The organism is Streptomyces sp. UF-297, assembly GCF_058245575.1.
Window position 1 is genome coordinate 76,234 of the sequence record NZ_JBSIBZ010000010.1, and the last position, 26,895, is coordinate 103,128.

The 26,895-nt window shown below is 71.9% G+C and carries 20 protein-coding genes; 12 read left to right on the top strand and 8 right to left on the bottom strand.

Translation table 11 applies throughout. From position 1 onward, the window contains the following. Positions 1 to 77 precede the first annotated feature (77 nt). On the top strand, positions 78 to 1,286 hold the full coding sequence (gene metK / locus AC4IJH_RS08825; protein WP_490850998.1) for a methionine adenosyltransferase: 1,209 nt from the start codon (positions 78 to 80) through the stop codon (positions 1,284 to 1,286). 92 nt (positions 1,287 to 1,378) lie between these two features. On the opposite strand, the gene AC4IJH_RS08830 is transcribed toward metK, so the two are convergent. The 4 genes from AC4IJH_RS08830 to AC4IJH_RS08845 are packed head-to-tail and all read right to left on the bottom strand — an operon-like array spanning position 1,379 to position 6,635. After that, on the bottom strand, positions 1,379 to 2,545 hold the full coding sequence (locus tag AC4IJH_RS08830; protein WP_490850999.1) for a hypothetical protein: 1,167 nt from the start codon (positions 2,543 to 2,545) through the stop codon (positions 1,379 to 1,381). Positions 2,546 to 2,566: 21 nt separating this feature from the next. Further along, positions 2,567 to 4,516, bottom strand: coding sequence for an ABC transporter substrate-binding protein (locus AC4IJH_RS08835; RefSeq protein WP_490851000.1), 1,950 nt, complete (start codon positions 4,514 to 4,516; stop codon positions 2,567 to 2,569). After that, the gene (locus AC4IJH_RS08840) at positions 4,513 to 5,280 is read right to left on the bottom strand and encodes a TIR domain-containing protein (protein ID WP_490851001.1); all 768 of its coding nucleotides are present in this window, start codon (positions 5,278 to 5,280) and stop codon (positions 4,513 to 4,515) included. Before AC4IJH_RS08840 ends, AC4IJH_RS08835 begins: the two co-directional genes overlap by 4 nt. Before the next feature lie 59 nt (positions 5,281 to 5,339). Next, the gene (locus tag AC4IJH_RS08845; protein ID WP_490851002.1) at positions 5,340 to 6,635 is read right to left on the bottom strand and encodes an NsdA family TPR-like regulatory protein; all 1,296 of its coding nucleotides are present in this window, start codon (positions 6,633 to 6,635) and stop codon (positions 5,340 to 5,342) included. A gap of 215 nt (positions 6,636 to 6,850) precedes the next feature. On the opposite strand from AC4IJH_RS08845, the gene AC4IJH_RS08850 reads away from it, so the two are divergent. Next, complete coding sequence (locus tag AC4IJH_RS08850; protein WP_490851003.1) at positions 6,851 to 8,986, top strand: primosomal protein N'; 2,136 nt, start codon at positions 6,851 to 6,853, stop codon at positions 8,984 to 8,986. 336 nt (positions 8,987 to 9,322) lie between these two features. On the opposite strand, the gene AC4IJH_RS08855 is transcribed toward AC4IJH_RS08850, so the two are convergent. Continuing rightward, the gene (locus AC4IJH_RS08855; RefSeq protein WP_490851004.1) at positions 9,323 to 9,877 is read right to left on the bottom strand and encodes a hypothetical protein; all 555 of its coding nucleotides are present in this window, start codon (positions 9,875 to 9,877) and stop codon (positions 9,323 to 9,325) included. A 245-nt stretch (positions 9,878 to 10,122) separates the two neighbouring features. Between AC4IJH_RS08855 and fmt the strand changes: the two genes are divergently transcribed. The 7 genes from fmt (at position 10,123) to AC4IJH_RS08890 (ending at position 18,195) form a co-directional block, all read left to right on the top strand. Next, entirely contained in the window at positions 10,123 to 11,055 is a 933-nt protein-coding gene (gene fmt / locus AC4IJH_RS08860; RefSeq protein WP_490851005.1) for a methionyl-tRNA formyltransferase, read from the top strand. A gap of 241 nt (positions 11,056 to 11,296) precedes the next feature. Continuing rightward, positions 11,297 to 12,727, top strand: a complete 1,431-nt coding sequence (locus AC4IJH_RS08865; protein ID WP_490851006.1) for an RsmB/NOP family class I SAM-dependent RNA methyltransferase — start codon at positions 11,297 to 11,299, stop codon at positions 12,725 to 12,727. A gap of 188 nt (positions 12,728 to 12,915) precedes the next feature. After that, complete coding sequence (locus AC4IJH_RS08870; RefSeq protein WP_490851007.1) at positions 12,916 to 15,135, top strand: NADP-dependent isocitrate dehydrogenase; 2,220 nt, start codon at positions 12,916 to 12,918, stop codon at positions 15,133 to 15,135. Positions 15,136 to 15,313: 178 nt separating this feature from the next. Beyond that, on the top strand, positions 15,314 to 15,997 hold the full coding sequence (gene rpe, locus AC4IJH_RS08875) for a ribulose-phosphate 3-epimerase (RefSeq protein WP_490851008.1): 684 nt from the start codon (positions 15,314 to 15,316) through the stop codon (positions 15,995 to 15,997). A gap of 181 nt (positions 15,998 to 16,178) precedes the next feature. Then, positions 16,179 to 17,168, top strand: a complete 990-nt coding sequence (locus tag AC4IJH_RS08880) for a sugar-binding transcriptional regulator (protein ID WP_490851057.1) — start codon at positions 16,179 to 16,181, stop codon at positions 17,166 to 17,168. A gap of 134 nt (positions 17,169 to 17,302) precedes the next feature. After that, positions 17,303 to 17,770 carry a guanyl-specific ribonuclease gene (locus tag AC4IJH_RS08885; RefSeq protein ID WP_490851009.1) on the top strand — a complete coding sequence of 156 codons (468 nt, stop codon included), beginning with the start codon at positions 17,303 to 17,305 and terminating at the stop codon, positions 17,768 to 17,770. Continuing rightward, positions 17,767 to 18,195, top strand: a complete 429-nt coding sequence (locus AC4IJH_RS08890) for a barstar family protein (protein WP_490851010.1) — start codon at positions 17,767 to 17,769, stop codon at positions 18,193 to 18,195. Before AC4IJH_RS08885 ends, AC4IJH_RS08890 begins: the two co-directional genes overlap by 4 nt. A gap of 73 nt (positions 18,196 to 18,268) precedes the next feature. Here AC4IJH_RS08890 and AC4IJH_RS08895 read toward each other — a convergent pair whose 3' ends face one another. Next, positions 18,269 to 18,466 (bottom strand): antitoxin, encoded by a 198-nt coding sequence (locus AC4IJH_RS08895; RefSeq protein ID WP_490851011.1) that lies wholly within the window; start codon positions 18,464 to 18,466, stop codon positions 18,269 to 18,271. 226 nt (positions 18,467 to 18,692) lie between these two features. On the opposite strand from AC4IJH_RS08895, the gene AC4IJH_RS08900 reads away from it, so the two are divergent. From AC4IJH_RS08900 to AC4IJH_RS08910, 3 genes are all read left to right on the top strand, one after another. Then, on the top strand, positions 18,693 to 19,466 hold the full coding sequence (locus AC4IJH_RS08900; RefSeq protein WP_490851012.1) for an SCO4651 family lipoprotein: 774 nt from the start codon (positions 18,693 to 18,695) through the stop codon (positions 19,464 to 19,466). 233 nt (positions 19,467 to 19,699) lie between these two features. Beyond that, the gene (locus AC4IJH_RS08905; RefSeq protein ID WP_490851013.1) at positions 19,700 to 21,139 is read left to right on the top strand and encodes a GuaB1 family IMP dehydrogenase-related protein; all 1,440 of its coding nucleotides are present in this window, start codon (positions 19,700 to 19,702) and stop codon (positions 21,137 to 21,139) included. 398 nt (positions 21,140 to 21,537) lie between these two features. Continuing rightward, on the top strand, positions 21,538 to 23,007 hold the full coding sequence (locus AC4IJH_RS08910) for an amino acid permease (RefSeq protein ID WP_490851014.1): 1,470 nt from the start codon (positions 21,538 to 21,540) through the stop codon (positions 23,005 to 23,007). Between the two features lie 61 nt (positions 23,008 to 23,068). On the opposite strand, the gene AC4IJH_RS08915 is transcribed toward AC4IJH_RS08910, so the two are convergent. Both AC4IJH_RS08915 and AC4IJH_RS08920 read right to left on the bottom strand, forming a co-directional pair. Next, positions 23,069 to 25,579, bottom strand: a complete 2,511-nt coding sequence (locus tag AC4IJH_RS08915; RefSeq protein ID WP_490851015.1) for a hypothetical protein — start codon at positions 25,577 to 25,579, stop codon at positions 23,069 to 23,071. Positions 25,580 to 25,867: 288 nt separating this feature from the next. Next, positions 25,868 to 26,764: a LysR family transcriptional regulator gene (locus AC4IJH_RS08920; RefSeq protein WP_490851016.1), complete on the bottom strand. Its 897-nt coding sequence runs from the start codon at positions 26,762 to 26,764 to the stop codon at positions 25,868 to 25,870. Positions 26,765 to 26,895 lie beyond the last annotated feature (131 nt).

Here is a 26,895-nt window from a genome sequence, read left to right on the forward strand (position 1 = left end):
GTGGATCGAGCCGAGCGCAGCTCTCGAGCCTTTCCACCAATGCTCAGCCAGCAGCCGCTGCAACCCCAGGGAGCGATGTGTCCCGCCGCCTGTTCACCTCGGAGTCTGTGACCGAAGGTCACCCCGACAAGATCGCTGACCAGATCAGCGACACCATTCTCGACGCCCTCCTCAAGGAGGACCCGACGTCCCGGGTCGCCGTCGAGACCTTGATCACCACTGGCCTGGTCCACGTCGCCGGTGAGGTGACGACGAAGGCCTACGCGCCGATCGCCTCGCTCGTGCGTGCCAAGATCCTCGAGATCGGCTACGACTCCTCCAAGAAGGGCTTCGACGGCGCTTCTTGTGGCGTCTCGGTCTCCATCGGCGCACAGTCGCCCGACATCGCCCAGGGTGTCGACACCGCGTACGAGAAGCGGGTCGAGGGCGACGAGGACGAGCTGGACAAGCAGGGCGCGGGCGACCAGGGCCTGATGTTCGGCTACGCGTGCGACGAGACCCCGGAGCTCATGCCGCTCCCGATCCACCTCGCGCACCGCCTCTCGCGCCGCCTGTCCGAGGTCCGCAAGAACGGGACGATCCCCTACCTGCGCCCCGACGGCAAGACCCAGGTCACCATCGAGTACGACGGCAACAAGGCCGTCCGCCTGGACACCGTGGTCGTCTCCTCGCAGCACGCCTCGGACATCGACCTGGACTCCCTGCTCGCGCCCGACATCCGCGAGTTCGTCGTCGAGCACGTCCTCAAGCAGCTGGTCGAGGACGGCATCAAGCTGGACACCGACGGCTACCGCCTCCTGGTCAACCCGACCGGCCGCTTCGAGATCGGTGGCCCGATGGGCGACGCCGGCCTGACCGGCCGAAAGATCATCATCGACACCTACGGCGGCATGGCCCGCCACGGCGGCGGTGCCTTCTCGGGCAAGGACCCCTCCAAGGTGGACCGCTCGGCCGCCTACGCGATGCGCTGGGTCGCCAAGAACGTCGTCGCGGCCGGCCTGGCCGCCCGCTGCGAGGTCCAGGTCGCCTACGCGATCGGCAAGGCCGAGCCGGTCGGTCTGTTCGTGGAGACCTTCGGCACCGCCACGATCGACACCGACAAGATCGAGCACGCCATCGCCGAGGTCTTCGACCTCCGCCCGGCCGCGATCATCCGCGACCTGGACCTGCTGCGCCCGATCTACGCCCAGACCGCCGCCTACGGCCACTTCGGCCGTGAGCTGGAGGACTTCACCTGGGAGCGCACCGACCGCGTGGACGCCTTGCGCAAGGCCGCGGGCCTGTAATCCCGCATCGCCGTTCATACGGCCCCGAACCGCTCCGGCGGTTCGGGGCCGTACGCGTATGGGGGCTTGGGCGCGGGGCGGTGCCACAAGCCTCACGGTTCTTCCCGGTGGTCCTGTCCTTCGCCGGATTCCGGGCGGTCTGTTTCTGCGGGTGGTTCGTCGGTGGGACTGGTGCCGGAGGGCGGTTCGGGGGAGTCGAAGCGCTCGCGTACGGCCGTGGCCGCGTCCGCGCAGTCCATCGCGGCCAGATAGTCCGCGACGCGTCGGGCGAAGAGCGCGCGTACGGCGTCGTCGTGCAGACCGGCGCCGCTCATCAGGAATTCCAGTGCCTCCGGCACGCCTGGTTCTGCCGGCTCATGCGGGGGCGGATGACCGTTCGGCGAGGCGGAGTCGGCGAACGGCCCCCCGTAGGCGAAAGGGTGGCCGTTCATCGTTGTTCCGGACGGCTCGGCTGCGGTGTTGTCGGGCTGCGGTACGAGGTGACGGAACAGCTCAGGGATCGCCCTGTTGTTGGCCGCCGAGGACAGCTGGGCGAGCGGGCCGATCAGATCCACCGTCTTTTCCACCCGGTCGTCGTGCTTGGCCATCCACCAGACCACAGCGCTTCCGGTGTCCTTGAGCACTTCGTTGCCCAAGTAGGTGCGTTTGCTGCGCTCGTAGTTGCGCTCGTGCTCCCAGACATCCTCGTTCTTGCGCACGGTCGAGAGCTTGGTGAGCCGGTCCTGGTCAGCGTCGGACAGCTGAAGCGTGACGTTCTCGGCCATTGCCTCCACCAGGCCCGATGCGTCGAGCCGCATCATGCCGAGGGCGCCGTCGAGTTGATGCTGGGCGAGGGTGCTGCGGTACGGAAACTGCTGAGCGGTGATCTCCTGGGCACGGGTGAGGACGGCATCCACTGCCAGGCCTCCCGCGTTGATATGCGCCGTCCCGCTTGGGCCCTCCACGGGGCGCCAGCGGACCGTGGCGGAGAAGAGGAAGTCGTAGTCCTCCACGGCGCTGGGCAGAGCGACTCCACTCACGGTCCGTTCCCAGCGCTCCACGGGCGGAATCGGCAGGTCCGGATCCGGGAGGAATTCCCGCGGAATCGATGCACGCTGTCTGCGGGTGACCACGACGGTGACGGTCGCGCCGGCGAGCAGTACGGAGGCCAGTGCCGGCCAGGCCCATCTGGGCCAGTGCAGGCACAGCCCGATAATGACCAGGAGCAGTGCGCAAATGAGGGTGAGAAAGGCCGTCACGGTCTTGTGGCCAGAACTCATGGCGAGATCTCCGGGGCGGTGTCACATGCTGGGGACGGCGGGCTCAAGGCCCTCGGCGGCGTCGATGCGGCGGGCCAGGGCGGAGGTGAGCGCGCCGCGCTGCTCCGCCTCGGAGGGGGCCGCGGATGCCCAGTCGCGGGCGACGACGTGGAGACGGGCAAGGATTCCGGGGGTCGGTGCGGCGGCGCTCACCACCACATCGAGCAAGGCATCGCGGTGCGTGCCGCTCGCCAGGGCACCTGTCAGCCAGTCCGCGAGGTGTCCTCGCCATTCCTGGTACGGGTGATGGCGCAGCACGGCTGCCCAGCCGGTGGTCAGACGCTCGCGTGTCGCCAGGCTGACGAACAGCCGCCGAGTGCGGCAGGCCACCGCGGCCAGCGCCAGCAGGATGCCGGAGTCGGCCGGGTGGCGCTCCGGCTGCAGGCGGCCCAGGAGTAGGCGGAAGAGCCTGTCGCTGCTGCGTGCGAGGCCGATGAGTGCTTCCAGTTCCTTGCTCTCGCCGGGATGTGAGGCCCGGGTGAGGTGGTGCAGCCGTACCAGTGCCTGATCCGGGTGGCGCACAGCCATCACTCGGGCACAGACCAGGACGAGGGCTTGGCGAAGGTCCCTGGACGTCCCGGCCTCCAGCGACCAGTCGTAGATCTTCTGCCGGAACGCCCTGCCGTGCTCGTCATGTTCGAGGCCCTCCGCCAGCGCCTGGGATGCGTCCGGCAGCAGCCGTCCTCCCGGATGCCGGGTCCATTGTTCGGCCAGCCACCACAGGTCCGAGGGGCGTTGGTTCGCCAGGCACTGCTCGGCGAAGCGGCTGATCAGTGCGGATCGTTCGTCCTGGTGCAGCTCGCGCCGGTTCACACAGTCCCGCACCCAGTTGCGGAACCGTTCGCGCAGGTCGGGGAAGTACGTCCAGAAGTGAGCGCGGATGGCGGCGTCATAGCCGACCACGCGGAAGCGGACCCCGCCATCCTTCTCCGTTCCGGCGGTGATGGCCTTGAACTCGGCCGTGAGGTCGGTGTGCTCGAGGCGCGGGCGCTCGTCCGGGGGCGGGCCGATGATGCCCTGCAGGCCGGCCGCGGCCCGGAAGACGGTGTCGGGGGCGCAGCCGTGGAACATGGCGAGGCTGAAGGCCAGGACCCGCTGGCGGCCGGTCAGCGCGGCGAGGAAGTCGGCGACCTGGGGGCGGTGGTGAGCGGCCCGGGCCGTCATCGCCCGGTCGCGCCACTGGCAGAACGTACCCACCGCACCGACCGCGTCCCGCTCGCGGCGGATGAGGTCCGCGAGCCGGGCGACGTCGCGCAGCGGAGCCTCGGCCAGGTACTGGGCGAGCTGCGGTGCGGTGACGTCGGCCGGTTCGGGGCGGATGCCTTCCAGGCGCAGGTGTCGCATCAGCACCGCCGCACCACGGGGGCGCTCGATGTCGGTGGTGAGGCCGTGGAGTTCGGCGTGCTGGAGGTATCCCAGATGCTGGGGCAGGACGACTACGAGGCGTGCGCTGCGGCGTTCCACCACGGTCCGGAAGTCGGAGAGCTCCGCCTGCACGGCGTTGTAGCGCGGAGTGTCGCTGTTGGAGAGGTCCAGCAGCAGGCGGTCGCGCTCGCCGATCAGTGCGGGGTCCAGTGCGCGATCGGTGGTGTCGTCTGCTGTGTCGGGCAATTCGTGGAAGTTGCCCGCGCCTTCGGAGAGCTCGTGCAGGAGTATCAGCGCGGCGGCCCTGCGGCCGCTTCCGGGTTGCCCGGTGAGCAGCACGGCACTGCGGTCGCGCAGCAGGTCTCGTGCCCGGCGTAATCCGGGTGGGTAGACGAAGCGCTGGTGGAGCCACAGCCGGTCGTCGTAGGCGATGGCCAGGGAGGCTTTCGCCCGGGGAGTGGAGAGGCGGAACGCCGCTGCGTCGAAGTTGAGGTTGTACTGGTCGCCGGGGCCGGAGTGCACCGCGCCGTGGGCCTGGGAGATGTGGGAGCCGAGGTGGTCGGTCATCGGCTGTCTCCCCGGTAGCGGCGGGAGGAGCCGAACCGGTGCTGGATCGGACCGTGGTTGTCGCCCGAGATGTGCGTGGTGCCTTCACCGTTGATCTGGGTGTCGATCTGGTCGCCACTGCCGGTGTGCAGGGGTGCGTTGGCTTCGTTGACGAAGGTGCCGAGAGTGCCGTGCAGCATGCCGATGCCGCCGCTCTGGCCCTCGTTGCGTACACCGGGGCCGGGGCCGGGGGCATGCGGCGGGTCCTGCGGCGCAGGCCGTGCTGCGGATGCTGCGGTGTCCAGGGCGGCGAGCTCCGGTACCTGTGCGGTGAGCCGGTCGCCCAGCCGTGCCAGATCGGCCTGCCGGTCATTGAGGAGGAAGCGTTCGTACTGGCACTCCGCCAGCTCGGCCATCGACGGCGGCAGAGTCCGCGGATCGAGCTGTTCCACATGTCGGCCGAGCAGCAGAGGGACGACCAGTACGCCGCAGGCCAGCGCTTCCTCGATCTCCCGGCGTACCCAGTCGTTCTCGTTGTCCAGGGCCCGCTGGCCCGGACATTCGCGGTCGGGGGCGTTCAACCAGCCGTCGCCCATGAGGGCGAGCAGCACACAGCTGCGCCGCACGGCGCCGAGCATGATGCGCTCGTACTTGGCGCCAGGGGGAATGGATTTGTTGGCGAGGAAGGCGCTGTTCTTGCCGAACCGTTCGGACAGTGCCTGATCGATGAGGCAGGCTGTTTCTTTGCCGTCCTTGGTGCGGTAGTTGATGAACACCTCGTGCATGGCGTGCTGTCCCTTCCGGTAAGTGCGTCGGTGGGGTGGATGGAGGAAGCAGGCGCAGGTCAGGCCGGGAGTGAGCTCAGGGTCGTCGAGAGCCGGGGGTCCAGCGCCCGGACCGAGGCGTTGCGCGGGTGCCGCAGCAGGATCCGTGAGAGCCGCCGCAGGTCGGCCGTGATCGTCGCGGAGTGCACCAGCGTCACCGAGCCGAGGAGGTCCTCGGTCAGTGAGCAGGCGTGGTCGAGTTCTCCGGCGGAGGCGTGGGCCAGGGCGCGGCGCACGCCGTAGCGGGAGCGGGTGCGCAGGGCGTGAGCGGGGAGCCTGGCCGTCTCCCGGTCCAGGACCTCGGCGGCCTGTGCCGGGCGGCCCAGCTCGTACAGGCACCATCCTGTGAACATCGACACCACATCGGGTAGATGCGAGGCGCCGATCACCGGGGCCGAGGGTTCGGGCGGCTCCTGTCCGAGCAGGTCGCGGGCGCGGTCGAGGCTGTGCATACATGCGCGGTGGTCGCCGAGGACGGCCTGGCTCTGGGCGAGAGTCTGCGCGGCCAGGCCTCGGATGCGGGGTGGTGCGGTGCCCGCGAGTGCTCGCTCGGCGAGACCGGCGGCCCGGGTCGGATCGCCACGGAAGAGGCTGATGAGGGAACGGCGGGCCAGGGCATACGTGGCCAGGGCACGGTCATTGCCGGTGGCTGCCAGCTTCACCGCCCGGTCGGTCCACCACAGCGCTGCCTCGTCGTTGCCTGCTTCCTGGGCCATCCAGCCCGCGTATTCCGCATACCGAGAGGCCAGTACCAGCAGCTTGGCACGCGTACGGGCTCCGCAGCGGGTGGCCAGCTGTTCCAGGCTGTGCGCCTGAGCGATCAGCGGGGGCAGGACGAGGCCAGGGCCCGAGGACTGGCCCAGGCGGCGGAACTGGGTGAACAGAGAAAGCGAGGCGTCGACCACATTGGCCGCGCCGTCCTCGGTCACGCTGTTCGTGTCGGCTGTGCCGAGGGCGAGCACCGAAGCAGCACCCGCCGTGATGACCGTCCGGCGGCCGACCGAGCGGAACGAGCCCGTGCCGTCCTTGTCCAAGTGCATCAACCACACCTCACCGTCGTGACGGGGTTCCGGTAACTGCGGCAACGGCGCCGCGGCCATGGGGGGCGGCACCAGGCGCGTGAGCGCGCCATCGGCCGAGAGCCGGGCGTCGCAGATGATGGCCAGCTCGCGGGTGGGCGCTTTGAGCCCGCGTTCCACTTTGCTCAGCTGGGATTTGCTGTAGTGCACCAACTTGCCCAGCTGTTGCAGGGAGAGGGCGGCCGCCAGGCGCCTGCGGCGGAGCTCCTGTCCGAACTCGTGCGGCTGCTGCACCACTTCGACCTCCGTATCTGTCCGCGCGGGCAGCCGACGAGCGTTGCGAGTCAGCGTGCGGCAGGCGGCGGGGCGGGACAAGGCGGGTGGGGGTGTTTCCCGTTTCCAGTTCGGAAGGGAAGCGGACGCGGGAGGGGATGTCGAGAGGGGCTTGAGACGGTGTGGGCGGGCGCGGTCGGAGCGGCCCGGTGTCGGTGGGGTCTGCTAAGACTGGTGCTGTGAGCAGCGGAGATGGGGGTCGGGGAGTGGGGGCGGGTGAGGAGCCGGAGCAGCTTGCGCTGATTCGGGAGACGGTGCGGGAGAGCAAGGCGGCGCGGGCGAAGCCGCGTACGTGGCGGGGGGCCGCGCTGGCGCCCGAGCTGCCGGTGGCGCGGGTGCTGGTGGACAAGGGCCTGGTGCACCTGGACCGGTATTTCGACTACGCCGTGCCTGCGGCGATGGATGCCGAGGCGCAGCCCGGGGTGCGGGTGCGGGTGCGGTTCGGGGCGGGGGAGAAGGGCGGCCGGCGCGAAGGGGGGCGGCTGGTCAGCGGGTTCGTGGTGGAGCGGTGTGCGGAGAGTGAGTTCCGGGGGGTGCTCGCGCCGCTCGCGCAGGTCCTGTCGCCGGAGCCGGTGCTGACGCCAAAGCTGCTGGCGCTGTGCCGGGCCGTCGCGGACCGGTACGCGGGCACGCTCGCCGATGTGGTGCAGCTGGCGGTTCCGCCGCGGCGGGCGCGCGCGGAGGCGAAGGCCTCGCCGGAGCCGCTGCCGCCCAACAGCCCGCCGGAGGTGGGGAGTTGGGCGAGGTATCCGGCGGGGGCCGGGTTCCTTCAGGCGCTGGGGAGCGGGGAGTCGCCGCGGGCGGTGTGGACGGCGCTGCCGGGGCCGCAGTGGCCGCAGGAGCTGGCGCGCGCGGTGGCCGCGACGCTGGCCTCCGGGCGCGGGGCGCTGGCGGTCGTACCCGACGGGCGGGCCGCGGCGCGGGTGGATGCCGCGCTCGAGGAGCTGATCGGGGCCGGGCGGCATGTGGTGCTCAGCGCCGAGTGCGGGCCCGAGGAGCGCTATCGCCGCTGGCTGGCGGTGAGCCGCGGCTCGGTGCGGGCCGTGATCGGTACGCGCGCGGCGATGTTCGCGCCGGTGCGGGACTTGGGCCTGGTGGCCATCTGGGACGACGGCGACTCCAGCCACAGCGACCCGCACGCCCCGCAGCCGCACGCCCGAGAGGTGCTGCTCCAGCGGGCACGTACGGAGCGGGCGGGCTTCCTGCTGGGCGGGCTGAGCTGCACGGTCGAGGCGGCGCAGCTGGTCGAGACGGGCTGGGCCCGGCCGCTGGCGGCGGCCCGGGAGCAGGTACGGGCCGCAGCGCCGCTGGTCCGCACGGTCGGCGACGGCGACGAGGCGCGGGACGCGGCGGCCCGGGCCGCCCGGCTGCCGACCATGGCGTGGCAGGTGGTGCGCGAGGGGCTCAAGAGCGGGCCGGTGCTGGTGCAGGTGCCCCGGCGCGGGTACGCCCCCCGGCTGGCCTGCGAGCGGTGCCGTGAGCCCGCCCGCTGCCGGGCCTGCGCGGGCCCCCTGGAGGCGCAGGCGGCCGGGGAGCTGCGCTGCGGATGGTGCGGCAGGGGTGAGGAGGAGTGGCACTGCGCGGAGTGCGGCGGCAGGCGGCTGCGGGCCCAGGTAGTGGGCGCGCGGCGTACGGCCGAGGAGCTGGGGCGGGCGTTCCCCGCGGTCCCGGTGCGCACCTCGGGGCGGGACCACGTCCTGACCTCGGTGCCGGGCGCGCCCGCGCTGGTGGTGAGCACGCCCGGCGCGGAGCCGGTGGCCGAGGGCGGCTATGCCGCGGCGCTGCTGCTGGACGGCTGGGCGCTGCTGGGGCGGCCCGATCTGCGGGCGGACGAGGAGGCGCTGCGGCGCTGGCTGGGCGCCGCGGCGCTGGTGCGCGGACACGAGGAGGGCGGCACGGTCGTCGTGATCGCTGAGCCCACGCTGCGCCCGGTGCAGGCGCTGGTGCGCTGGGACCCGGCCGGGCACGCGGTACGCGAACTCGCCGAGCGGGCCGAGCTGGGCTTCCCGCCCGTATCGCGGATGGCGTCGGTGACGGGCCGGGCCGAGGACGTCGCGGAACTGATCCGCGGTGCCGAACTCCCGCAGGGCGCCGAGGTGTTGGGGCCCGTGACGCTCCCCGTACCCGACCCCGCCCGGCCGCGCAGGGCGGGCGATCCGCCGCCGGGCGAGGAGTGGGAGCGCGCCCTGGTACGCGTACGGCCCGGGCAGGGCGCGGCCCTGGCGGCGGCACTCAAGGCGGCGCAGGCCGCCCGGCTGGTGAAACGGGAGGGAGAAGCCGTGCGGGTGCGAATCGATCCGCCGGATGTGGGGTGAGGGGCGGAGAGCTGTGGTTGGGGTGGTGGCGTGGGTGGTGTTCGTGGCCGGGTCCGGTGGGGGGGCGGAGGGTTGCGGTCGGGGTGGTGGTGTGGGGTGCTGGTTGTGGCGTGGGTGGTGTTCGCGGCGGGGTCCGGTGAGGGGCGGAGGGCTGCGGGCGGGCCGGTGGTGCGGGGTGCCGCTCGTTGCGTGAGCCGGCTGGGCACGGTGAGGGGTGGGGCGGTGGGGGCTGTTTCGTCCGGTGGTGATGGGAGCGGGGGCGGGCGATGTGCGCGGACACGGCGCCGCCCCGGGGGCCGGTGGGCCGGTCCGGGGCGGCGGCGGGAAGGGCGCGGGTCAGCCGTTGCGGGGGCCGGGGAAGGCGCCGGGACGAGCTTCTTCCCTGGTTGCCGTGGTGGGCTGGCCGGGGATGGACCGGGCAGCGGGGACGGACGGGACGGCGGCGGGCGTGCTGGGCAGGCCGGGCGCACCGGTGACGGCGCGGGCCGCTGACGTTTCTGCTGTGCGGACCGTTTCTCCGCCTTCGGCGGTGGACTGCGCGGTCGTCCGCCGGGCGCCGTAACGGCGGTGCACCGCCTGCTTGGTGACGCCGAGCGCCGAACCCACCGCGTCCCACGAGAAACCCAGCGAGCGGTCGAAGTCCACCGCTGCCGTGACGAGGGTCTCGACGCTGTCCCGCAGCTCCTGGGCGAGACGCACGGTCGGCGCCGGCGCGCGCCCGTAGACGACGAAGCCCGCGGAGGGGCCCGTACGGCGCGGCCGGTAGACGTTGCCGAGCTGAGCGGTCAGGGTGCGCAGCGCGTCCACCTGCCGGCGGACCCGCTCGATGTCCCGCACCAGGAGGTGCAGGCTGGCGCGGGCCTGGGCGTCGTGGGTTGCGTGGTCGGCCATGAACAAGCCTCTCGAACCGGCGTTGAAAGGAATGGTGAAAACGATCGGGCCGCCTAAACGGGAGCGGCCCGATGCAGTCAATGTCGCTTGACCAACGCGACACCAGTGGCTGTGGTCACGGTATGGGGGCGTACGAGCTTCCGGGCGGGGCGCGCGTTGGCTCGTACGCCCCTGGGGGCCCTGGGGGACCCGGCCAATAGACTGGTGCGCCGTTCCGTAGCGTGTGAGAGGTAGTGCGCCAACCCATGAGGCTCGTATTCGCCGGCACCCCCGAGGTCGCCGTACCCGCACTGGACGCCCTGATCGCTTCGGATCGGCACGAGGTCGTGGCCGTCGTGACCAGGCCCGATGCCCCGGCGGGGCGTGGCCGCCGACTCGTCGCCAGCCCGGTGGCCGAGCGAGCGGAGGAGGCGGGCATCGAGGTGCTCAAGCCCGCCAAGCCGCGCGACGCCGACTTCCTGGCCCGGCTGCGGGAGATCGCGCCGGACTGCTGCCCGGTGGTCGCCTACGGGGCGCTGCTGCCCAAGGCCGCGCTGGAGATTCCCGCGAAGGGGTGGGTCAACCTGCACTTCTCGCTGCTGCCCGCCTGGCGCGGTGCGGCCCCCGTACAGCACGCGGTGCTCGCGGGCGACGAGATGACCGGTGCGTCCACCTTCCTGATCGAGGAAGGCCTGGACTCCGGGCCGGTGTTCGGGGTGGTGACCGAGGCGGTACGCCCCACCGACACCAGCGGCGATCTGCTGACCCGCCTGGCCTTCGCGGGGTCCGGGCTGCTGGCCGCGACGATGGACGGCATCGAGGACGGCACGCTCAAGGCGGTGCCGCAGCCGGCCGAGGGCATCACGCTCGCGCCGAAGATCGAGGTCGAGGATGCCAGGATCGACTGGGCGGCTCCGGCGCTGCGGGTGGACCGTGTGGTGCGCGGGTGCGCTCCCGCGCCCGGTGCGTGGACGGTCTTCCGGGGGGAGCGGCTGAAGGTGAACGCGGTGGGGCTGGTGCCCGAGCGCACGGATCTGGCGGCCGGGGAGCTCGCCGCTACGAAGAAGGCGGTGTACGTGGGGACCGGGAGCCATGCGGTGGAGTTGCTGTGGGTGCAGCCGCAGGGGAAGAAGCCGATGGCGGGGGCGGACTGGGCGCGTGGGGTGCGGATCGCGGACCGGGAGCGGCTCGGGGCCTGAGCGGTCGGCTGGAAGCGCGCGGGCCGGTGGGGGCTGGTCGCGCATTCCCCGCGCCCCTTACGGGCTCGTGTGTCCCTGACGTCGACCCGGCGGCGGAGGCCCGGTGCCTCCCGCGCGTGGGCGGCTGCGGGGCGACGGCGCTGCTGGTCCGGGGGCCGGGGAGGTGGCGTCCGTGGGTGGGCGGCTGCGGGGCGACGTAGGCTGGGGTTGAATTTCGTCCAGTACCCGGAGCACATTTCTCGTGAGTGGTCAGTCGCGCCGCCCCAGCAAGCCCTACCGCCGTCCCCAGAAGGATCCGGTGCGGATTCTCGCGTTCGAGGCGTTGCGGGCCGTGGATGAGCGGGATGCGTACGCCAACCTCGTTCTGCCGCCGCTGTTGCGCAAGGCGCGGGAGTCGGGGGACTTCGACAGCCGGGACGCGGCACTGGCCACGGAGCTGGTGTACGGGACGCTGCGGCGCCAGGGGACGTACGACGCGATCATCGCGGGTTGTGTGGACCGGCCGCTGCGCGAGGTGGACCCGCCGGTGCTGGACGTACTGAGCCTGGGCGCGCACCAGTTGCTCGGTACGCGCATTCCCACCCACGCCGCGGTCAGCGCCAGCGTGGAGCTGGCGCGGGTCGTGCTGGGCGACGGGCGGGCCAAGTTCGTCAACGCCGTGCTGCGGAAGATCGCCGCGGACGACCTGGACGGCTGGCTGGAGCGGGTCGCGCCCGAGTACGACGAGGACGCCGAGGAACACCTGGGCATCGTCCACTCCCATCCGCGGTGGATCGTCTCCGCCCTGTGGGACGCGCTGGGCGGCGGGCGCGCGGGTATCGAGGACCTGCTGGAGGCGGACAACGAGCGGCCCGAGGTGACGCTGGTGGCGCGTCCCGGGCGGTCCACCACCGAGGAGCTGACCGAGGCCGTGGGCGAGGACGGCGCGCTGCCGGGCCGCTGGTCCCCGTACGCGGTACGGCTCTCCGAGGGCGGCGAGCCCGGTGCGCTGGACGCGGTGCGCGAGGGGCGCGCGGGCGTGCAGGACGAGGGCAGTCAGCTGGTGGCGATCGCGCTGGCCAACGCTCCCATCGAGGGCCGGGACAGCCGCTGGCTGGACGGCTGCGCGGGCCCCGGCGGCAAGGCCGCGCTGCTGGGCGCGCTGGCGGCCGAGCGCGGCGCCGCGCTGCTGGCCTCGGAGAAGCAGCCGCACCGCGCGCGCCTGGTGGCCCGCGCCCTGGAGGGCAACCCCGGCCCGTACCAGGTCATCGCCGCCGACGGCACCCGGCCCGCGTGGCGGCCCGGTGCCTTCGACCGCGTACTGATGGACGTGCCGTGCACGGGCCTGGGCGCGCTGCGCCGCCGGCCCGAGGCGCGCTGGCGGCGCCGTCCCGAGGACCTGGACGGCTTCGCGCCGCTGCAGCGCGGGCTGCTGCGGGAGGCGCTGGCCGCGGTGCGCATCGGCGGCGTGGTCGGATACGCGACCTGCTCGCCGCACTTGGCGGAGACTCGAGCGGTGGTCGAGGACGTGCTCAAGGGCCGTGGCGGGGCCGCCGTGCAGGCGGAGTGGGTCGACGCCCGCTCGCTGATGCCGGGCGTACCGGCGCTGGGCGACGGCCCCGACGTACAGCTGTGGCCGCATCTGCACGGGACGGACGCGATGTACCTGGCGCTGCTGCGGCGCACCGGCTGATCGAGCGGAGGGTACGGGGCCGGGCGGGCCATGGGGTTCGCCCGGCCCCGTCGTCCTTGCCGCGCGGCCGCGTTCCCCCGGCCCCCGTGCGTCGGGCCGGCCCCGGTGGGCAGGGCCCTGTCGGGGGGAGGTGGATCACGAGATATCTTGATGTCGAGCAATGTTGCAGACGTGGAGCGGAGCACCCGGTGACTGACTCGACCATCATCTACACACACACTGACGAGGCCCCGGCCCTCGCGACGTATTCGTTCCTGCCTGTGGTCGAGGCGTACGCCTCGACGGCCGGCGTCGCTGTGGAGACCCGTGACATCTCGCTGGCGGGCCGGATCATCGCCAGCTTCCCGGAGCGCCTTCAGGAGGGCCAGCGCATCGAGGACGCGCTCGCCGAGCTCGGCGAGCTGGCCAAGACGCCCGGCGCGAACATCATCAAGCTGCCGAACATCTCGGCCTCGATTCCGCAGCTGAAGGCCGCGGTCGCCGAGCTGCAGGAGCAGGGTTACGCGCTGCCGGACTACCCGGACGACCCCAAGACCGACGAGGAGCGCGACATCCGCGCCCGTTACGACAAGGTCAAGGGCTCCGCCGTCAACCCGGTCCTGCGCGAGGGCAACTCCGACCGCCGCGCCCCCGCGTCGGTCAAGAACTACGCCAAGGCGCACCCGCACCGCATGGGTGCCTGGTCGGCCGACTCCAAGACGAACGTCGCCACCATGGGCGAGAACGACTTCCGCTCGACCGAGAAGTCCGTTGTGATCTCCAAGGCCGGTGCGCTGCGCATCGAGCACTTCGCCGAGGACGGCACCACCACCGTGCTGCGCGAGTCGGTACCGGTGCTCGCCGGTGAGGTCGTGGACGCCTCGGTGATGCGCGCCGCCGCCCTGCGCGAGTTCCTCACGGCGCAGGTCGCCCGCGCCAAGTCCGAGGGCGTGCTGTTCTCCGTCCACCTCAAGGCCACGATGATGAAGGTCTCCGACCCGATCGTCTTCGGTCACGTGGTGCGCGCCTTCTTCCCGAAGACCTTCGCGCAGTACGGCGAGGCCCTGGCCGCCGCCGGTCTGACCCCGAACGACGGTCTCGGCGGCATCTTCAAGGGCCTGGAGGCCCTGCCGAACGGCGCCGAGATCAAGGCGTCCTTCGACGCCGAGCTGGCCGAGGGCCCGGAGCTGGCCATGGTCGACTCCGACCGCGGCATCACCAACCTGCACGTCCCCTCCGACGTCATCGTCGACGCCTCCATGCCCGCCATGATCCGTACCTCGGGTCACATGTGGGACAAGGACGGCCAGGAGGCCGACACCCTCGCCGTGCTGCCGGACAGCAGCTACGCGGGCGTCTACCAGGCCGTCATCGAGGACTGCCGCGCCAACGGCGCCTACGACCCCTCGACGATGGGCTCGGTGCCCAACGTCGGTCTGATGGCGCAGAAGGCCGAGGAGTACGGCTCCCACGACAAGACCTTCGAGATCGCCGCGCCGGGCACGGTGCGCCTGGTCGACGAGGCCGGCGACGTCGTGCTGGAGCAGCCGGTGGCCACCGGTGACATCTTCCGCGCGTGCCAGACCAAGGACGCCCCGATCAAGGACTGGGTCAAGCTCGCCGTCACGCGCGCCCGCGCCACCGGTGACCCGGCCGTGTTCTGGCTGGACGAGTCCCGCGCCCACGACGCGCAGCTGATCGAGAAGGTCAAGGCGTACCTGCCGGAGTTCGACACCGAGGGCCTGGACATCAAGATCCTGTCCCCGGTCGAGGCGACCAAGCTCTCCGTGGAGCGCATCCGCCGCGGTGAGAACACCATCTCGGTCACCGGCAACGTGCTGCGTGACTACCTGACCGACCTGTTCCCGATCCTGGAGCTGGGCACGAGCGCGAAGATGCTCTCGGTCGTCCCGCTGATGAACGGCGGCGGTCTGTTCGAGACCGGTGCGGGCGGCTCCGCGCCCAAGCACGTCCAGCAGCTGGTCAAGGAGAACTACCTGCGCTGGGACTCCCTGGGTGAGTTCCTCGCGCTGGCCGTCTCCTTCGAGCACCTGGCGACCACCACGGGCAACGCCCGCGCCCAGGTCCTGGCCGACACCCTGGACCGTGCGACGGCCTCGTTCCTGGAGAACGACAAGTCCCCGACGCGTCGCGTCGGCGGCATCGACAACCGCGGCAGCCACTTCTACGTCGCCCTGTACTGGGCGCAGGAGCTGGCCAAGCAGACCGACGACGCGCAGCTCGCGGAGGCGTTCGCGGCCCTGGCCAAGACGCTGACCGAGCAGGAGGGCACCATCGTCGACGAGCTGGTCGCCGTGCAGGGCTCGCCGGCCGACATCGGCGGCTACTACCAGCCCGACCCGGCCAAGGCCGCGGCCGTCATGCGTCCGTCGCAGACCTTCAACCAGGCTCTGGCGACCCTCGCCTGACACCGGAGCCGCACGCTGTGAGCGTGCTCGCCGCCCCGGCCGGACCCGTTTCCGGCCGGGGCGGCGCCGTTTTCGCCGGTGGGGCGGGCGGGGCCACGGGGGAGGGCGGGGGCCGGTGCGGGACCCGGCGGGCCGTACCCCCTTCGGGGTCGGCGGGGCGGCGCGACATACTGGAGGCATGGCCTTGATCAACCCCAGCATTCTCTCCGCCGACTTCTCCCGTCTCGCCGAAGAGGCGAAGGCCGTCGAAGGCGCCGACTGGCTCCATGTCGACGTCATGGACAACCACTTCGTGCCCAACCTGACGCTCGGCGTACCGGTCGTGGAGTCGCTGAGCAAGGCGACGGACACGCCCCTGGACCTGCATCTGATGATCGAGGACCCGGACCGCTGGGCGCCGCAGTACGTCGAGGCGGGGGCCGGGTCGGTGACCTTCCACGCCGAGGCCGCGGCCGCGCCCGTACGGCTCGCCCGCGAGATCCGGGCCCAGGGCGCCCGCGCGTCGATGGCCCTGAAGCCGGCCACGCCCATCGAGCCGTACGAGGACCTGCTGCCCGAGCTGGACATGCTGCTGATCATGACGGTGGAGCCGGGCTTCGGCGGCCAGGCGTTCTTGGACATCATGCTGCCCAAGATCCGCCGCACCCGTGAGCTGATCTCCAAGCACGGGCTCGAGCTGTGGCTCCAGGTCGACGGCGGCGTCTCGGCCGCCACGATCGAGCGATGCGCGGAGGCCGGCGCGGATGTGTTCGTGGCGGGCTCGGCCGTCTACGGCGCCGAGGACCCCGCCAAGGCGGTGCGCGAGCTGCGGGAGAAGGCCGAGGTGGCGACGGCCGCCGCGGGGTGGGGCTGCGCTCACTGACCGCACAGGCGCCCCTGGTTGCCCTTGGCGCCACCGAGCGTTCACGTCGCCCGGGCGTCCATGGTCCCCGGCGACCTCGGGTTTCTGAAAGGATGAGCAAAGAGTCGATCAGGTGCGCAGTAGGGCAGTAGCGGAAGTAGTAGGGGAGAGTCTCGTGGTAGCCAGCCGCCCGCAGTCCGGAATGGGCCCCGCCGAGCTGGTGCAGGCCGCGGCCATGGCCCGCCGTTTCTATCTGGAGGGCAAGTCCAAGATCCAGATTGCGGAGGAGTTCGGGGTCAGCCGCTTCAAGGTCGCGCGGGTGCTGGAGACAGCGCTGGAGCGCGATCTCGTACGCATCGAGATCCGTGTGCCGGCCGAGCTGGACGCGGAGCGCTCGGACGCGCTGCGGGCCCGCTACGGCCTGCGGCACGCCGTCGTCGTGGAGTCGCCCGCCGACGCGTCGGAGGACGCCCCCGACCCGGAGAACCTCGGTGAGGTCGCCGCCGACCTGCTGGGCGAGCTGGTGGCCGAGGGGGATGTGCTGGGCCTGGCCTGGGGCCGGTCCACCATCCACATGGCCGCCGCCCTCAACCGCCTTCCCCCGTGCACCGTCGTGCAGTTGACCGGGGTGTACGACGCGGGCACCGCCGACCGCGGGTCGGTGGAGGCGGTGCGCCGTGCCGCCGATGTCTCCGGCGGCGAGGCGCACCCGATCTACGCGCCGATGCTGCTGCCGGACTCCGCGACCGCCGAGGCGCTGCGCCGCCAGACCGGCATCGCCCGCGCCTTCGACTACTTCGACAAGGTCACCGTCGCCTGTGTGTCCATCGGCTCCTGGGCGCCGGGCATCTCCACCGTCTACGACATGCTGACGGAGCAGGAGCGCGAGCACTACGCCTCGCTGGGGGCCGCCGCGGAGATGTCCGCGCACCTCTTCGACGCCGACGGACGGCGCATCGGGCGCGACCTGGGCGAGCGCTGCATCACGGTCGAGGCGGACCGGCTGCGCCGTATCCCCGAGGTCGTCGCCATCGCGGGCGGCCGCCGCAAGGCCGCGGCGATCGGCGCGGTGCTGCGCTCCGGGCTGGTGACGAGCCTGGTGACGGACACCGCCGCGGCCGACCATCTGCTGCTGGAGACCGGGCCCGGTCCGCGCCCGGCGCTGGACCGCTGCGACCCCGACGGGTCGTGACACCGGGCCGAGGCGGCCTGGGCAGGAGACGGCGCGAGGGCTTCGGTGCCCCCGCGCCGTTCCCGTCGTATTGCCGGTGACCTGGGGCGACCCTTGGCGCGCAGGGGGCGCGGGGCTGTGACAGCATCGGCGCCATGGTGATCCGTTCCGCGCCGCGCGTGGCCATCGGCGTGCTGGGCGCGCTGCTGGCGTGTCTTGTCCTGCTTGTCTCCGGATGCTCCTCGGGCGGCAACGCCAAGGGGAGTACGGGCTCTTCGGCCTCGTCGCCCGGGAAGGTGCCCGACTCGGCCTCGTCGCCCAAGAAGGTGCCCGACTGGGCGAAGGGCATGGCCACGGTGCCGGCCGCCAAGCTGCCCTCCCAGGCGCGGGACACCCTGAAGCTGATCGACGCGGGCGGCCCCTTCCCGTACCCCAAGGACGGGACCGTCTTCGGCAACTACGAGAAGGTGCTGCCGCCGCACAAGCGCGGCTACTACCACGAGTACACGGTCCCCACGCCGGGTGCGAAGAACCGCGGGGCGCGGCGGATCGTGACGGGCGAGGCCCACGAGACGTACTACACCGAGGACCACTACCGGACCTTCAAGGCGGTACTGCGATGACGACGGCAGACGTACCCAAGGCGCTCGCGGCGGTGCTGGCGGGCTCCACGCCCCCCGGAGTGCTGTCCTGGCCGGCGGAGCGGCCCGCGCACGAGGCGGCGGACGCCGCGCGCGCCGCAGGCTGGGAGGCGGCGCTCCTGGATCTGGAAGGGGCCGCGGACAAGGCGGAGTTCATGGACCGCTGCGCCCGCGCGCTGAGCCTGCCGGACTGGTTCGGGCGCAACTGGGACGCGCTCGCCGACTGCCTCACGGACCTGTCGTGGCTGCCCGCCCGGCGCGGTCTGCTGCTGGTCGTACGCGGCTGGCAGGGGTACGCGGCCGGGCAGCCGGAGGACTGGGGGATCGTGGAGCAGATCCTCGCGGACGCGGTGGCCTACTGGCGCGAGACCGACACGGGCCTCGCCGTCGTGCTGACGCGCGGCTAGCCGCCGCCCCGGCCCGCGCGCTCTCCCCCGACGCACGAAGCGCCGGGGGAGAGGCGCGCGGGAACGGGTGCGGTCAGGACTGGGGAGGGGGCTGCTGCTGCCCCTGGTCCCCGCCGAACTGCTCCTTGAGCTTGTCCTGGGCGGTGTCGACCTGGCTGCTGTACTTGCCCTGGGTCTTCTCGTCGACGAAGTCGCCCGCCTTGTCGATACCCTTTCCGGCCTGATCCTCGTGGCCCTTGAGCATCTGCTTGAGCTTGTCCATCACAGACATGGCCGTCCTCCTCGCCATCATCGCCCCCGCCCCTCCAGGGTCGTCGCACATCGGGCGGTTCGCATCCGGGGCGGCCCGCGGGCCCTCGTACCCCCTCTGGCGTGCGGAAATAGGGCTGCGAAGATTGCGCCGTACGGGCACCATGTCCGGGCGGCCGACCTTTTGTACGGGAGAAGGCTCCCGAATGCGGCCGAATCATCACCAAGGGTGGGAAAAGAACGTGAAGATGTTCCGCAGGGGCATAGTGGCGGCCACGGGAAGCGCTGTCTTGATCATGACAATGGGGGCCTGCGGAGGGGACGGCGACGCGGCCGACCCCGTTGCCGAGCTGAAGGCGGTCGCGAAGAAGGCGGCCGAGCAGAGCTCGTACAAGGTCAAGGGGACCACCGACGACCACACGGGCAAGTCCGAGATCCAGGGCGTGTACGCGCCGGAGCCGGTGCGCTACGACTTCACGAGCGTGGGGCCCAAGAGCGCCGAGAACCCGACCGGCCGGACCAGGATGGTCCAGTACGGGGACGACATCTTCGTCAAGAGCGGCGAACTCGTGGCGGGCAAGCCCTGGCTGAAGATGGAGCGCGGCAACGCCAAGGCCCCCGACAAGGCGGACTCCATGAAGTCCTCCGGCTTCGCGGTGGCGCTCCTGGCCACGTCGAAGAACGTCGCGAAGGTGGGCGAGGAGTCGCTGGGCAAGCACTACAAGGGCACCGTCGACATCGACGAGGTCGCCAAGTACCAGGGCGACTCGCTGACCCCCAAGCAGCGCGACCTCTTCGTCAAGCTCGCCAAGGGCGACGGCACGCAGAAGATCGACATGGATGTCTGGGTGGGCGCCGACGGCCTCCCCGCCAAGATCAAGGAATACTCCAAGACCTCCAAGGGCGACACCACCGTCGTCATGGAGTACTCCGGCTACGGCCAGCAGATCAAGGTCCAGGCCCCGCCCGCCGACCAGGTCGCCTCCTTCAAGGACATGATGAAGGAGATGGGCAAGAGCTGACGCCGGGGCATGGAGGAGGGCGGGAAACGGGCCGCCGTTTCCCGCCGCAGGGCCTTGGCGGAAGGTATGGAGCCGGGGCCGTTCTCCTGGAGGAAGTCACAGAAGCGGACGAAAGTTCGCGTCTTGCCCCGGTCATCAGGGATGATGGTCTAGGAGCCGCAGCCCGATCCGTTGCCGGCCCGCGCTGACTCCCCGCCCGCTAATTACGTAAAACCGCAGGTGAGAGAGCTAGCATGCGATTCCTGAATGATGCGAAGCCGCCGTACGACCTCACGTACGACGATGTCTTTATGGTGCCGAGCCGTTCCGCGGTCGGTTCGCGGCAGGGCGTGGACCTGTCCGCCCCCGACGGGACGGGTACCACCATCCCGCTCGTGGTCGCCAACATGACCGCGATCGCCGGGCGGCGGATGGCCGAGACGGTGGCCCGGCGCGGTGGCCTCGTCGTCATCCCGCAGGACATCCCGATCGAGGTCGTCACGGACGTGGTGAGCTGGGTCAAGCGCCGTCACCTGGTCTTCGACACCCCGATCGTGCTCTCGCCGATCGCCACCGTCGCCGACGCGCTGTCGCTGCTGCCCAAGCGGGCGCACGGCGCGGGCATCGTCGTCGAGGGCGGCCGCCCCGTCGGCGTGGTCACCGAGCACGACCTGTCCGGCGTGGACCGCTTCACGCAGCTCTCCGAGGTCATGTCCAAGGACCTGCTGGTCCTGGACGCCGACATCGACGCGCGCGAGGCCTTCAACCAGCTGGACGCCCACAACCGCAAGCTGGCCCCGGCCGTCGACAAGGACGGCATGCTGGTCGGCATCCTGACCCGCAAGGGCGCGCTGCGCGCGACCCTCTACACCCCCGCCACCGACGCCGAGGGCCGGCTGCGCATCGCCGCCGCCGTGGGCATCAACGGCGATGTGGCGGGCAAGGCCAAGGCGCTGCTGGAGGCCGGCGTGGACACGCTGGTCGTGGACACCGCGCACGGCCACCAGGAGTCGATGATCTCCGCGATCAAGGCCGTGCGGGCGCTGGACCCGCAGGTGCCCATCGTCGCGGGCAACATCGTCGCCGCCGAGGGCGTGCGTGACCTCATCGAGGCCGGCGCGGACATCATCAAGGTCGGTGTGGGCCCCGGCGCCATGTGCACCACCCGCATGATGACCGGCGTGGGCCGCCCGCAGTTCTCCGCGGTGCTGGAGTGCGCCGCCGAGGCGAAGAAGTACGGCAAGCACGTCTGGGCCGACGGCGGCGTGCGCCACCCGCGCGATGTCGCCATGGCGCTGGCCGCGGGCGCGTCCAACGTCATGATCGGCTCGTGGTTCGCCGGCACCCTGGAGTCGCCCGGCGACCTCCAGCAGACCGCCGACGGCCGTCCGTACAAGGAGAGCTTCGGCATGGCCTCCGCGCGTGCGGTGCGCAACCGCACCAGCGAGGAGTCGTCCTACGACCGCGCCCGCAAGGCGCTGTTCGAGGAGGGCATCTCCACCTCGCGGATGTTCGTCGACCCGGCCCGCCCCGGCGTCGAGGACCTGATCGACTCGATCATCGCGGGCGTGCGCAGCTCCTGCACGTACGCGGGCGCGGGCTCCCTGGAGGAGTTCGCGGACAAGGCCGTCGTCGGCGTGCAGAGCGCCGCCGGTTACGCCGAGGGCAAGCCGCTGCACAACAGCTGGAGCTGACGCCCTGTCATAGGCCTGCGTCCGTAGGACCGCATCGCCGGCCCCGCACCGTTCTCGGTGCGGGGCCGGCGGCGTTCCGGGCGCGCGCACGGTGCCCGCAGGCGTGGTCCGTACCTGGCTCGCGGGCGGTCGCGGCCACGTCCGGAACGTACCGATCGGCCGGTGGGGCGCAATGAACACCCGTCTGGCGCGGCGGTGCGCAACGTTCCGGCGCCGCTGCGCAAGGAACCTGCATTACGGCAGCTCACGAGCGGGACGTAAGGTCATGCGCTGTACGTGGAGTGGCGGGAACCGTCTGCTCGGCGGTGCCCTGCAGCGGGTTGTTTCGTCCTGCCCGCGTATCGGCCCGCCGTGGGCTGCCGTCGCCCGACCGGCAGCGACAGCAAGGAGCGACCTCAGTGTTGGACCACGGCGCAGCCCCACCCGCGGGCAGTGGCCCCCGGCCGCCCTCCTCCCCGGGCCTCGGCAGCCGCCTGATGCGACGCAAGCCGGTCGAGCGGCTGGTGGCCGAGAGCGGGCAGGGCGAGGGCGGTACGCTCCGCCGCTCGCTGGGCGTATGGCAGCTGACGATGATCAGCATCGGCGCGACGCTGGGCACCGGCATCTTCGTCGTCCTGGGCGAGGCCGTGCCCAAGGCCGGCCCCGCCGTGGTGATCTCCTTCGTCATCGCCGGGCTCACCGCCTTGTTCTCCGCGCTGTCGTACGCGGAACTGGCCGGCACCATCCCGGTCTCCGGCTCCTCCTACTCCTACGCGTACGCCACCCTGGGCGAGCTGGTGGCCTGGGTCTGCGGCTGGTGTCTGATCCTGGAGTACGGCGTCTCGGTGGCGGCCGTCGCCGTCGGCTGGGGCCAGTACCTGAACGAGTTCCTGGACGGCACGGTCGGCGTGACCATCCCGGCCGCGCTGTCCGCGCCGCCCGGCGACGGCGGGATCTTCAACCTGCCCGCGCTGCTGGTGGTCCTGCTGGCGATGCTCTTCCTGCTGGGTGGTGCAAAGGAGAGCGCCCGCGCCAACACCATCATGGTCACCGTCAAGATCGCGGCGCTGCTGCTGTTCTGCGCGGTCGCCCTGCAGGGCGTCAAGTCCGGCAACTACAAGGACTTCATGCCGCTGGGCATCGCCGGAGTCAGCGCGGCCGGTGCCACGCTCTTCTTCTCCTACATCGGCTTCGACGCCGCCTCCACCGCCGGTGAGGAGGCCAAGAACCCGCAGCGCGACCTGCCCCGCGCGATCATGCTCTCGCTGCTGATCGTCACCGTGCTGTACTGCCTGGTCGCGGCGGTGGCCGTGGGCGCGATGCCCTGGCAGAAGTTCGAGGGCTCCGAGGCCGCGCTCGCCGGGATCATGAAGGACGTCACCGGGCAGGGCGTATGGGCCGTACTGCTGGCGGCCGGAGCGGTCATCGCGATCGCGAGCGTCGTGCTGACCGTGCTGTACGGGCAGACCCGCATCCTGTTCGCGATGTCCCGGGACGGTCTGGCGCCCAAGGCGTTCTCCAAGGTCCACGCCAAGACCGGCGCCCCGCGGGTCAACACCGTGATCGTCTCGCTGTTCTGCGGTGTGCTGGCCGCCGCCGTCCCGCTGGGCCAGCTCGCCGACGCCACCAGCATCGGCACGCTCTTCGCCTTCGCGCTGGTCAACGTCGCGGTGATCGTGCTGCGCCGTACCCGCCCCGACATGCCGCGCACCTTCCGTACGCCGCTGTCCCCGCTCTTCCCCGCGGTCGGCTTCCTGCTGTGCCTCTACATGATGAGCAGCCTGGGCCCGGTGACCTGGGTGGTCTTCGGGGTGTGGATGGTCGTGGGGCTCGGGGTGTACTTCGGGTACGGCCTGCGGCGCTCGCGGCTGGCCGACGGGCAGCAGTAGCGGCCGCCGGACGCGGTCCCGCCCTGCCCCCGGGAGGGCGGGACCTGCTGTCGGAGCGGCGTCATCCGCCGGTCGACGGGGACGGCGGCGGCTCGAAGACCGCGACGACCTCCTGCCCACCGGTGAGCGGTGGTGTGCACTGGGTGCCGTTGCCCTGGCAGGCGCCCTGCCAGCCCACGAACCGCATCCCGTTGCCGACCGCCGTCAGGGTGAAGGCGGGGTGCTGGACGAGATAGGAGCACGAGGTCTCGTCGCAGTCCTCTTCGGCGAAGTTGGCCGCGTCCACGGTTCCCGTACCGCCCGGCGGCTGTTGGCGGTCGACGCGGACCAACGCATAGCCGGTCCCGGACAGCTCGGCGAAGGACGTCAAGTCGCCCCACCCCACGGTGAGTTGGGCGGTGTGCTCGCCGACCGTGCCGGGCCGGAAGGTCACGGTCACCGCGCAGGAGGTCTGCCGCCCGGGGCCCAGCTCCGCCGAGGAGCAGTCGTCGGTGGCGACCTGGAAGGCGTCCGAGCCGGTGAGTTCCACCGTGTCCACGGTCGAGACCTTGGAGCCCGGGTTCATCACGGTGAAGGTACGGGTCTCGTAGCGCGCCTCCTGGGCGCTGAGGCCCTCTCGGGCGCCCGCGCCGGTGAAGGCGTCGCGGAAGGCCTGGGAGCCGGGGGTGATGACGGGGGAGGCGGGCGCGACGTTGCCGGTGTTGCCCGACCTGCCCCTGTCGCCCTTGTCGCCGTTCTCGCCGGGGCTGCCCCGGTCGCCGTTCCTGCCGTCGCCGCCGGGCGAGCCGGGGTTTCCCGGGTTGCCGGGGGATCCGGGCGGGCCGGGGATCAACTGGTTGCCGCCGTTGCCCCGGTTGCCGTTGCCTCGGTTACCGTTGCCCCCGTTCTGCCCCTGACTCTGGCCTTGGTTCCCGCCGTTCCCGCTGCCGGAGGACGGGCCCGCGGTGGTGCCACCGGACACACCGGGCCGCTTGGCCTGCCCGTCCTCGTCGGGCCCGGTCAGGCCCAGGGCGTCCAGCGCGAACCCGCCCAGGACGACCGCGGCCAGCCCGGCTCCCGCGATCAGTGCCGCCCGGCGGATCCGGTGCCAGTCGCGGGGCGGCCGCTCGCGGCGGGGCGGGGCTCCGCTGTCCGGCCCCGCGACGACGAAGGCGAGGTTCTCGCGGGTACGCTCGGCGCCCTCCTCGTCGGCCAGCCGCTCCCGGATGTCCAGCGCCTTCTCCAGTTGTTCCCTGGCCTCCTCGGCGCGGTCCTGGAAGAAGAGCAGGGTGCCTCTCTGGTGGGCGAAGTAGGCCTCGGCGAGGGTGTCGTCCAGTTCGCGGGCCGCCTCCAGGCCGGAGTTGACCACGCGCTGCCAGGTCTCCCAGCGGCCCTGGACGAACAGCACCGGCTCCGCCGCCTGCACGATGTGGATCACGGCCTGCCATGCGCGTACGCCCGCGGCGTACCCCAGCAGACCCACCACCGACTCCAGCGCGGAGTGTGCCTCCGCGCCACTGGCCGGGCGCTCCGCCAGCCACTCCACCAAGCCGCGTACCGCCGTGGCCAGCGCGAAGTACTCCAGCAGCAGTCCGCGGTAGGTCTCGCCCTTGCACACCGGCAGGCCGAAGCGGTCGTCCGGGTGCTCGACGAGGCCCTTGTGGAAGAGCGAGTCCAGGGCGGTGGTCACGTAGGCGACGTCGGCCATCGCCGAGACGAGCGGGGAGGGGATCAGTGCCCCGGCGGTGAAGGCGAACACGGCCAGTACGCGCCGCTCGTCCGAGGTCAGCGCGTCGATGCTGAGCCGGTCCAGCTCGCCGGGGTCGCGCCGGGCCACGGCGGCCAGTGAGGCCAGGGTGTGCTCGCCGGAGGCGACCAGGGCGGCCGCCTGGCGGATGTGCAGCGGCTGGCCCAGGACCGCGTCGACGAGGTCGCGCGCGTCCTGTGTCTCGTCCGGCTGGATCCACCGGCCCAGCTCGCGGGCGAGCAGCGACACTCCGGCGGCCTGCACCAGACCGGCCAGGTCGTGCACCGCAGCGCCCTCGCCGAGCACCGGCTCACCGGAGCCGATCACCAGCGAGCAGCCGGGCAATATCCGCTGGACGTAGGCGACTTGGGCCTCGGTGAGCGCGACGTCGTCCAGTGCGACCAGGGCGTTGGTGTGCCCGAGGACCTGGGCGCACTGCTGGGTGGTCAGCCGGACCGGGCCGTCGGAGGTCTCGGCCGTTTCGAGGGTGTAGAGCTCGGCGACCAGGCGCTGGAAGAGGTCGTCCAGGCCGAAGTCGCCCACTTTGAGGTACACATGGGGCTCGGTGGCGCCCCGGGCCGGGCCGAGGGCGGCCAGGTGCCGCAGGAGGGTGGTCTTGCCGTAGCCGCACGAGGCGTGGAAGTTGACCGTCTCGCGGTTCTCCACCGCGGTGTGCGCGAGGCTCACCGCCGCGTCGCGCCCCATCAGGAAGGGCTGGGGCAGGCCCTGGGTCCGGGCGGGGCCGAGCAGATCGGTGGCGGCGGTGCGTAACCGCGCGCGGGCGATACGGGCGCCGAGCGCGGTGTCGATGGCCAGGGTGTGCGTTCCGCAGACAACAGTGCTCATGGATACTCCGTGCTTTTTTCGGAGCTCCGGCACGCCCGTGCGCCGTGTGGGGCCGGGCCGTCGCGGCCGGAAAGGGTGCGCCTGTGGCGCCACCCCGACCGGGGTGGCGCCACAGGCTGCCGGCGAATATCCAGCATCAGGCGTTCTCGGACCGCTGTCGAAGTCGGAATGCCTATGCGGGAAAGCCCTTGGTTATAGCAGCTGTTGGGCTGGTGCGGCAGATGCGCGGGAGCGGCCGGTGCGCACGCCCGGTGCGCAGGTGTACGGATTCGGCCGCCCCTTCGCGGCTCAGTGCGCCGTGAGCTCCCGTGCGAGTTGTGCGGCCAGTGCGCAGAACGCGGCCGGCAGCTCCCGCCGGTCCTCGCGTCTGCGCGCCGCGACGACCAGGGCGCTGGGCAGGCCGGTGAGCGGCAGGATGCGGATTCCGGCCGGAAGTGGTGTGGTGCGAAAGGCGAAGGGGCCGGGGCACACGACGCGGTGCAGGGCGACGGAGGTGAGGACTTCGTAGGGCGAGCTGACCGGCTCGCCGACGAACTCGGGGGCCTCGCCGTTGCGCTGTGCGTACATCTGCCACCACCGGCGCATGGCGGCGGGCACGGTGGGCGCGACGTTGGGCAGCGGCTCCTCGATGACGTCGGCGAGCGTGGCGCGGTCCAGGCCGTGCAGCCGGTGGCCCACCGGGACGGCCAGCCCGCGCGGCTCGGCCAGCAGCGGTTCCCACACCACCTGCTCCGGGTCCAGCGGCATCCGCATCAGCGATACATCGACCTCGCCGTTGAGCAGCGGGCGGTCGAAGTCGGTCATGGTCAGCTCGCGCCAGGCGAGGCGGACCCGCGGATGGGCGGCGGCGAAGGCGCTGAGGACGGTCACGTGCACATCGAGGGGCAGCGGTGCCCCGATGCCCACGCTCAGCCGCGCCGGGCCGTCGGCCGCCCGCCGCGCCGCCCGGGCCGCGTCGTCCACCGCGGCCAGGACGAGCCGGATGCGCTCGTAGTAGACCTCGCCCGCGGGCGAGGGCCGTACCCCGCCGGGGCCGCGGCTGAGCAGGGTGACGCCCAGCTCCCGTTCCAGGTCGCGGATCTGCTGGCTCAGCGTCGGCTGGGACACATGCAGGGCCAGTGCCGCGCGGGTGAAACTGCCCTGCTCCGCCACGGCGACGAAGTACCTCAGGTGCCGTATTTCCATGCCGTTCCGCCTTCCCCCGATTCCTGCTCTCGCATATTCCTCTGGGAAGGGCCATAGCGGGAAGGGCGCACGCCGGGGCATGGAAGCGTGCTGGTGAGAGGCGTGTGCGCCGGGCGCGGCCGGTGCGGGGA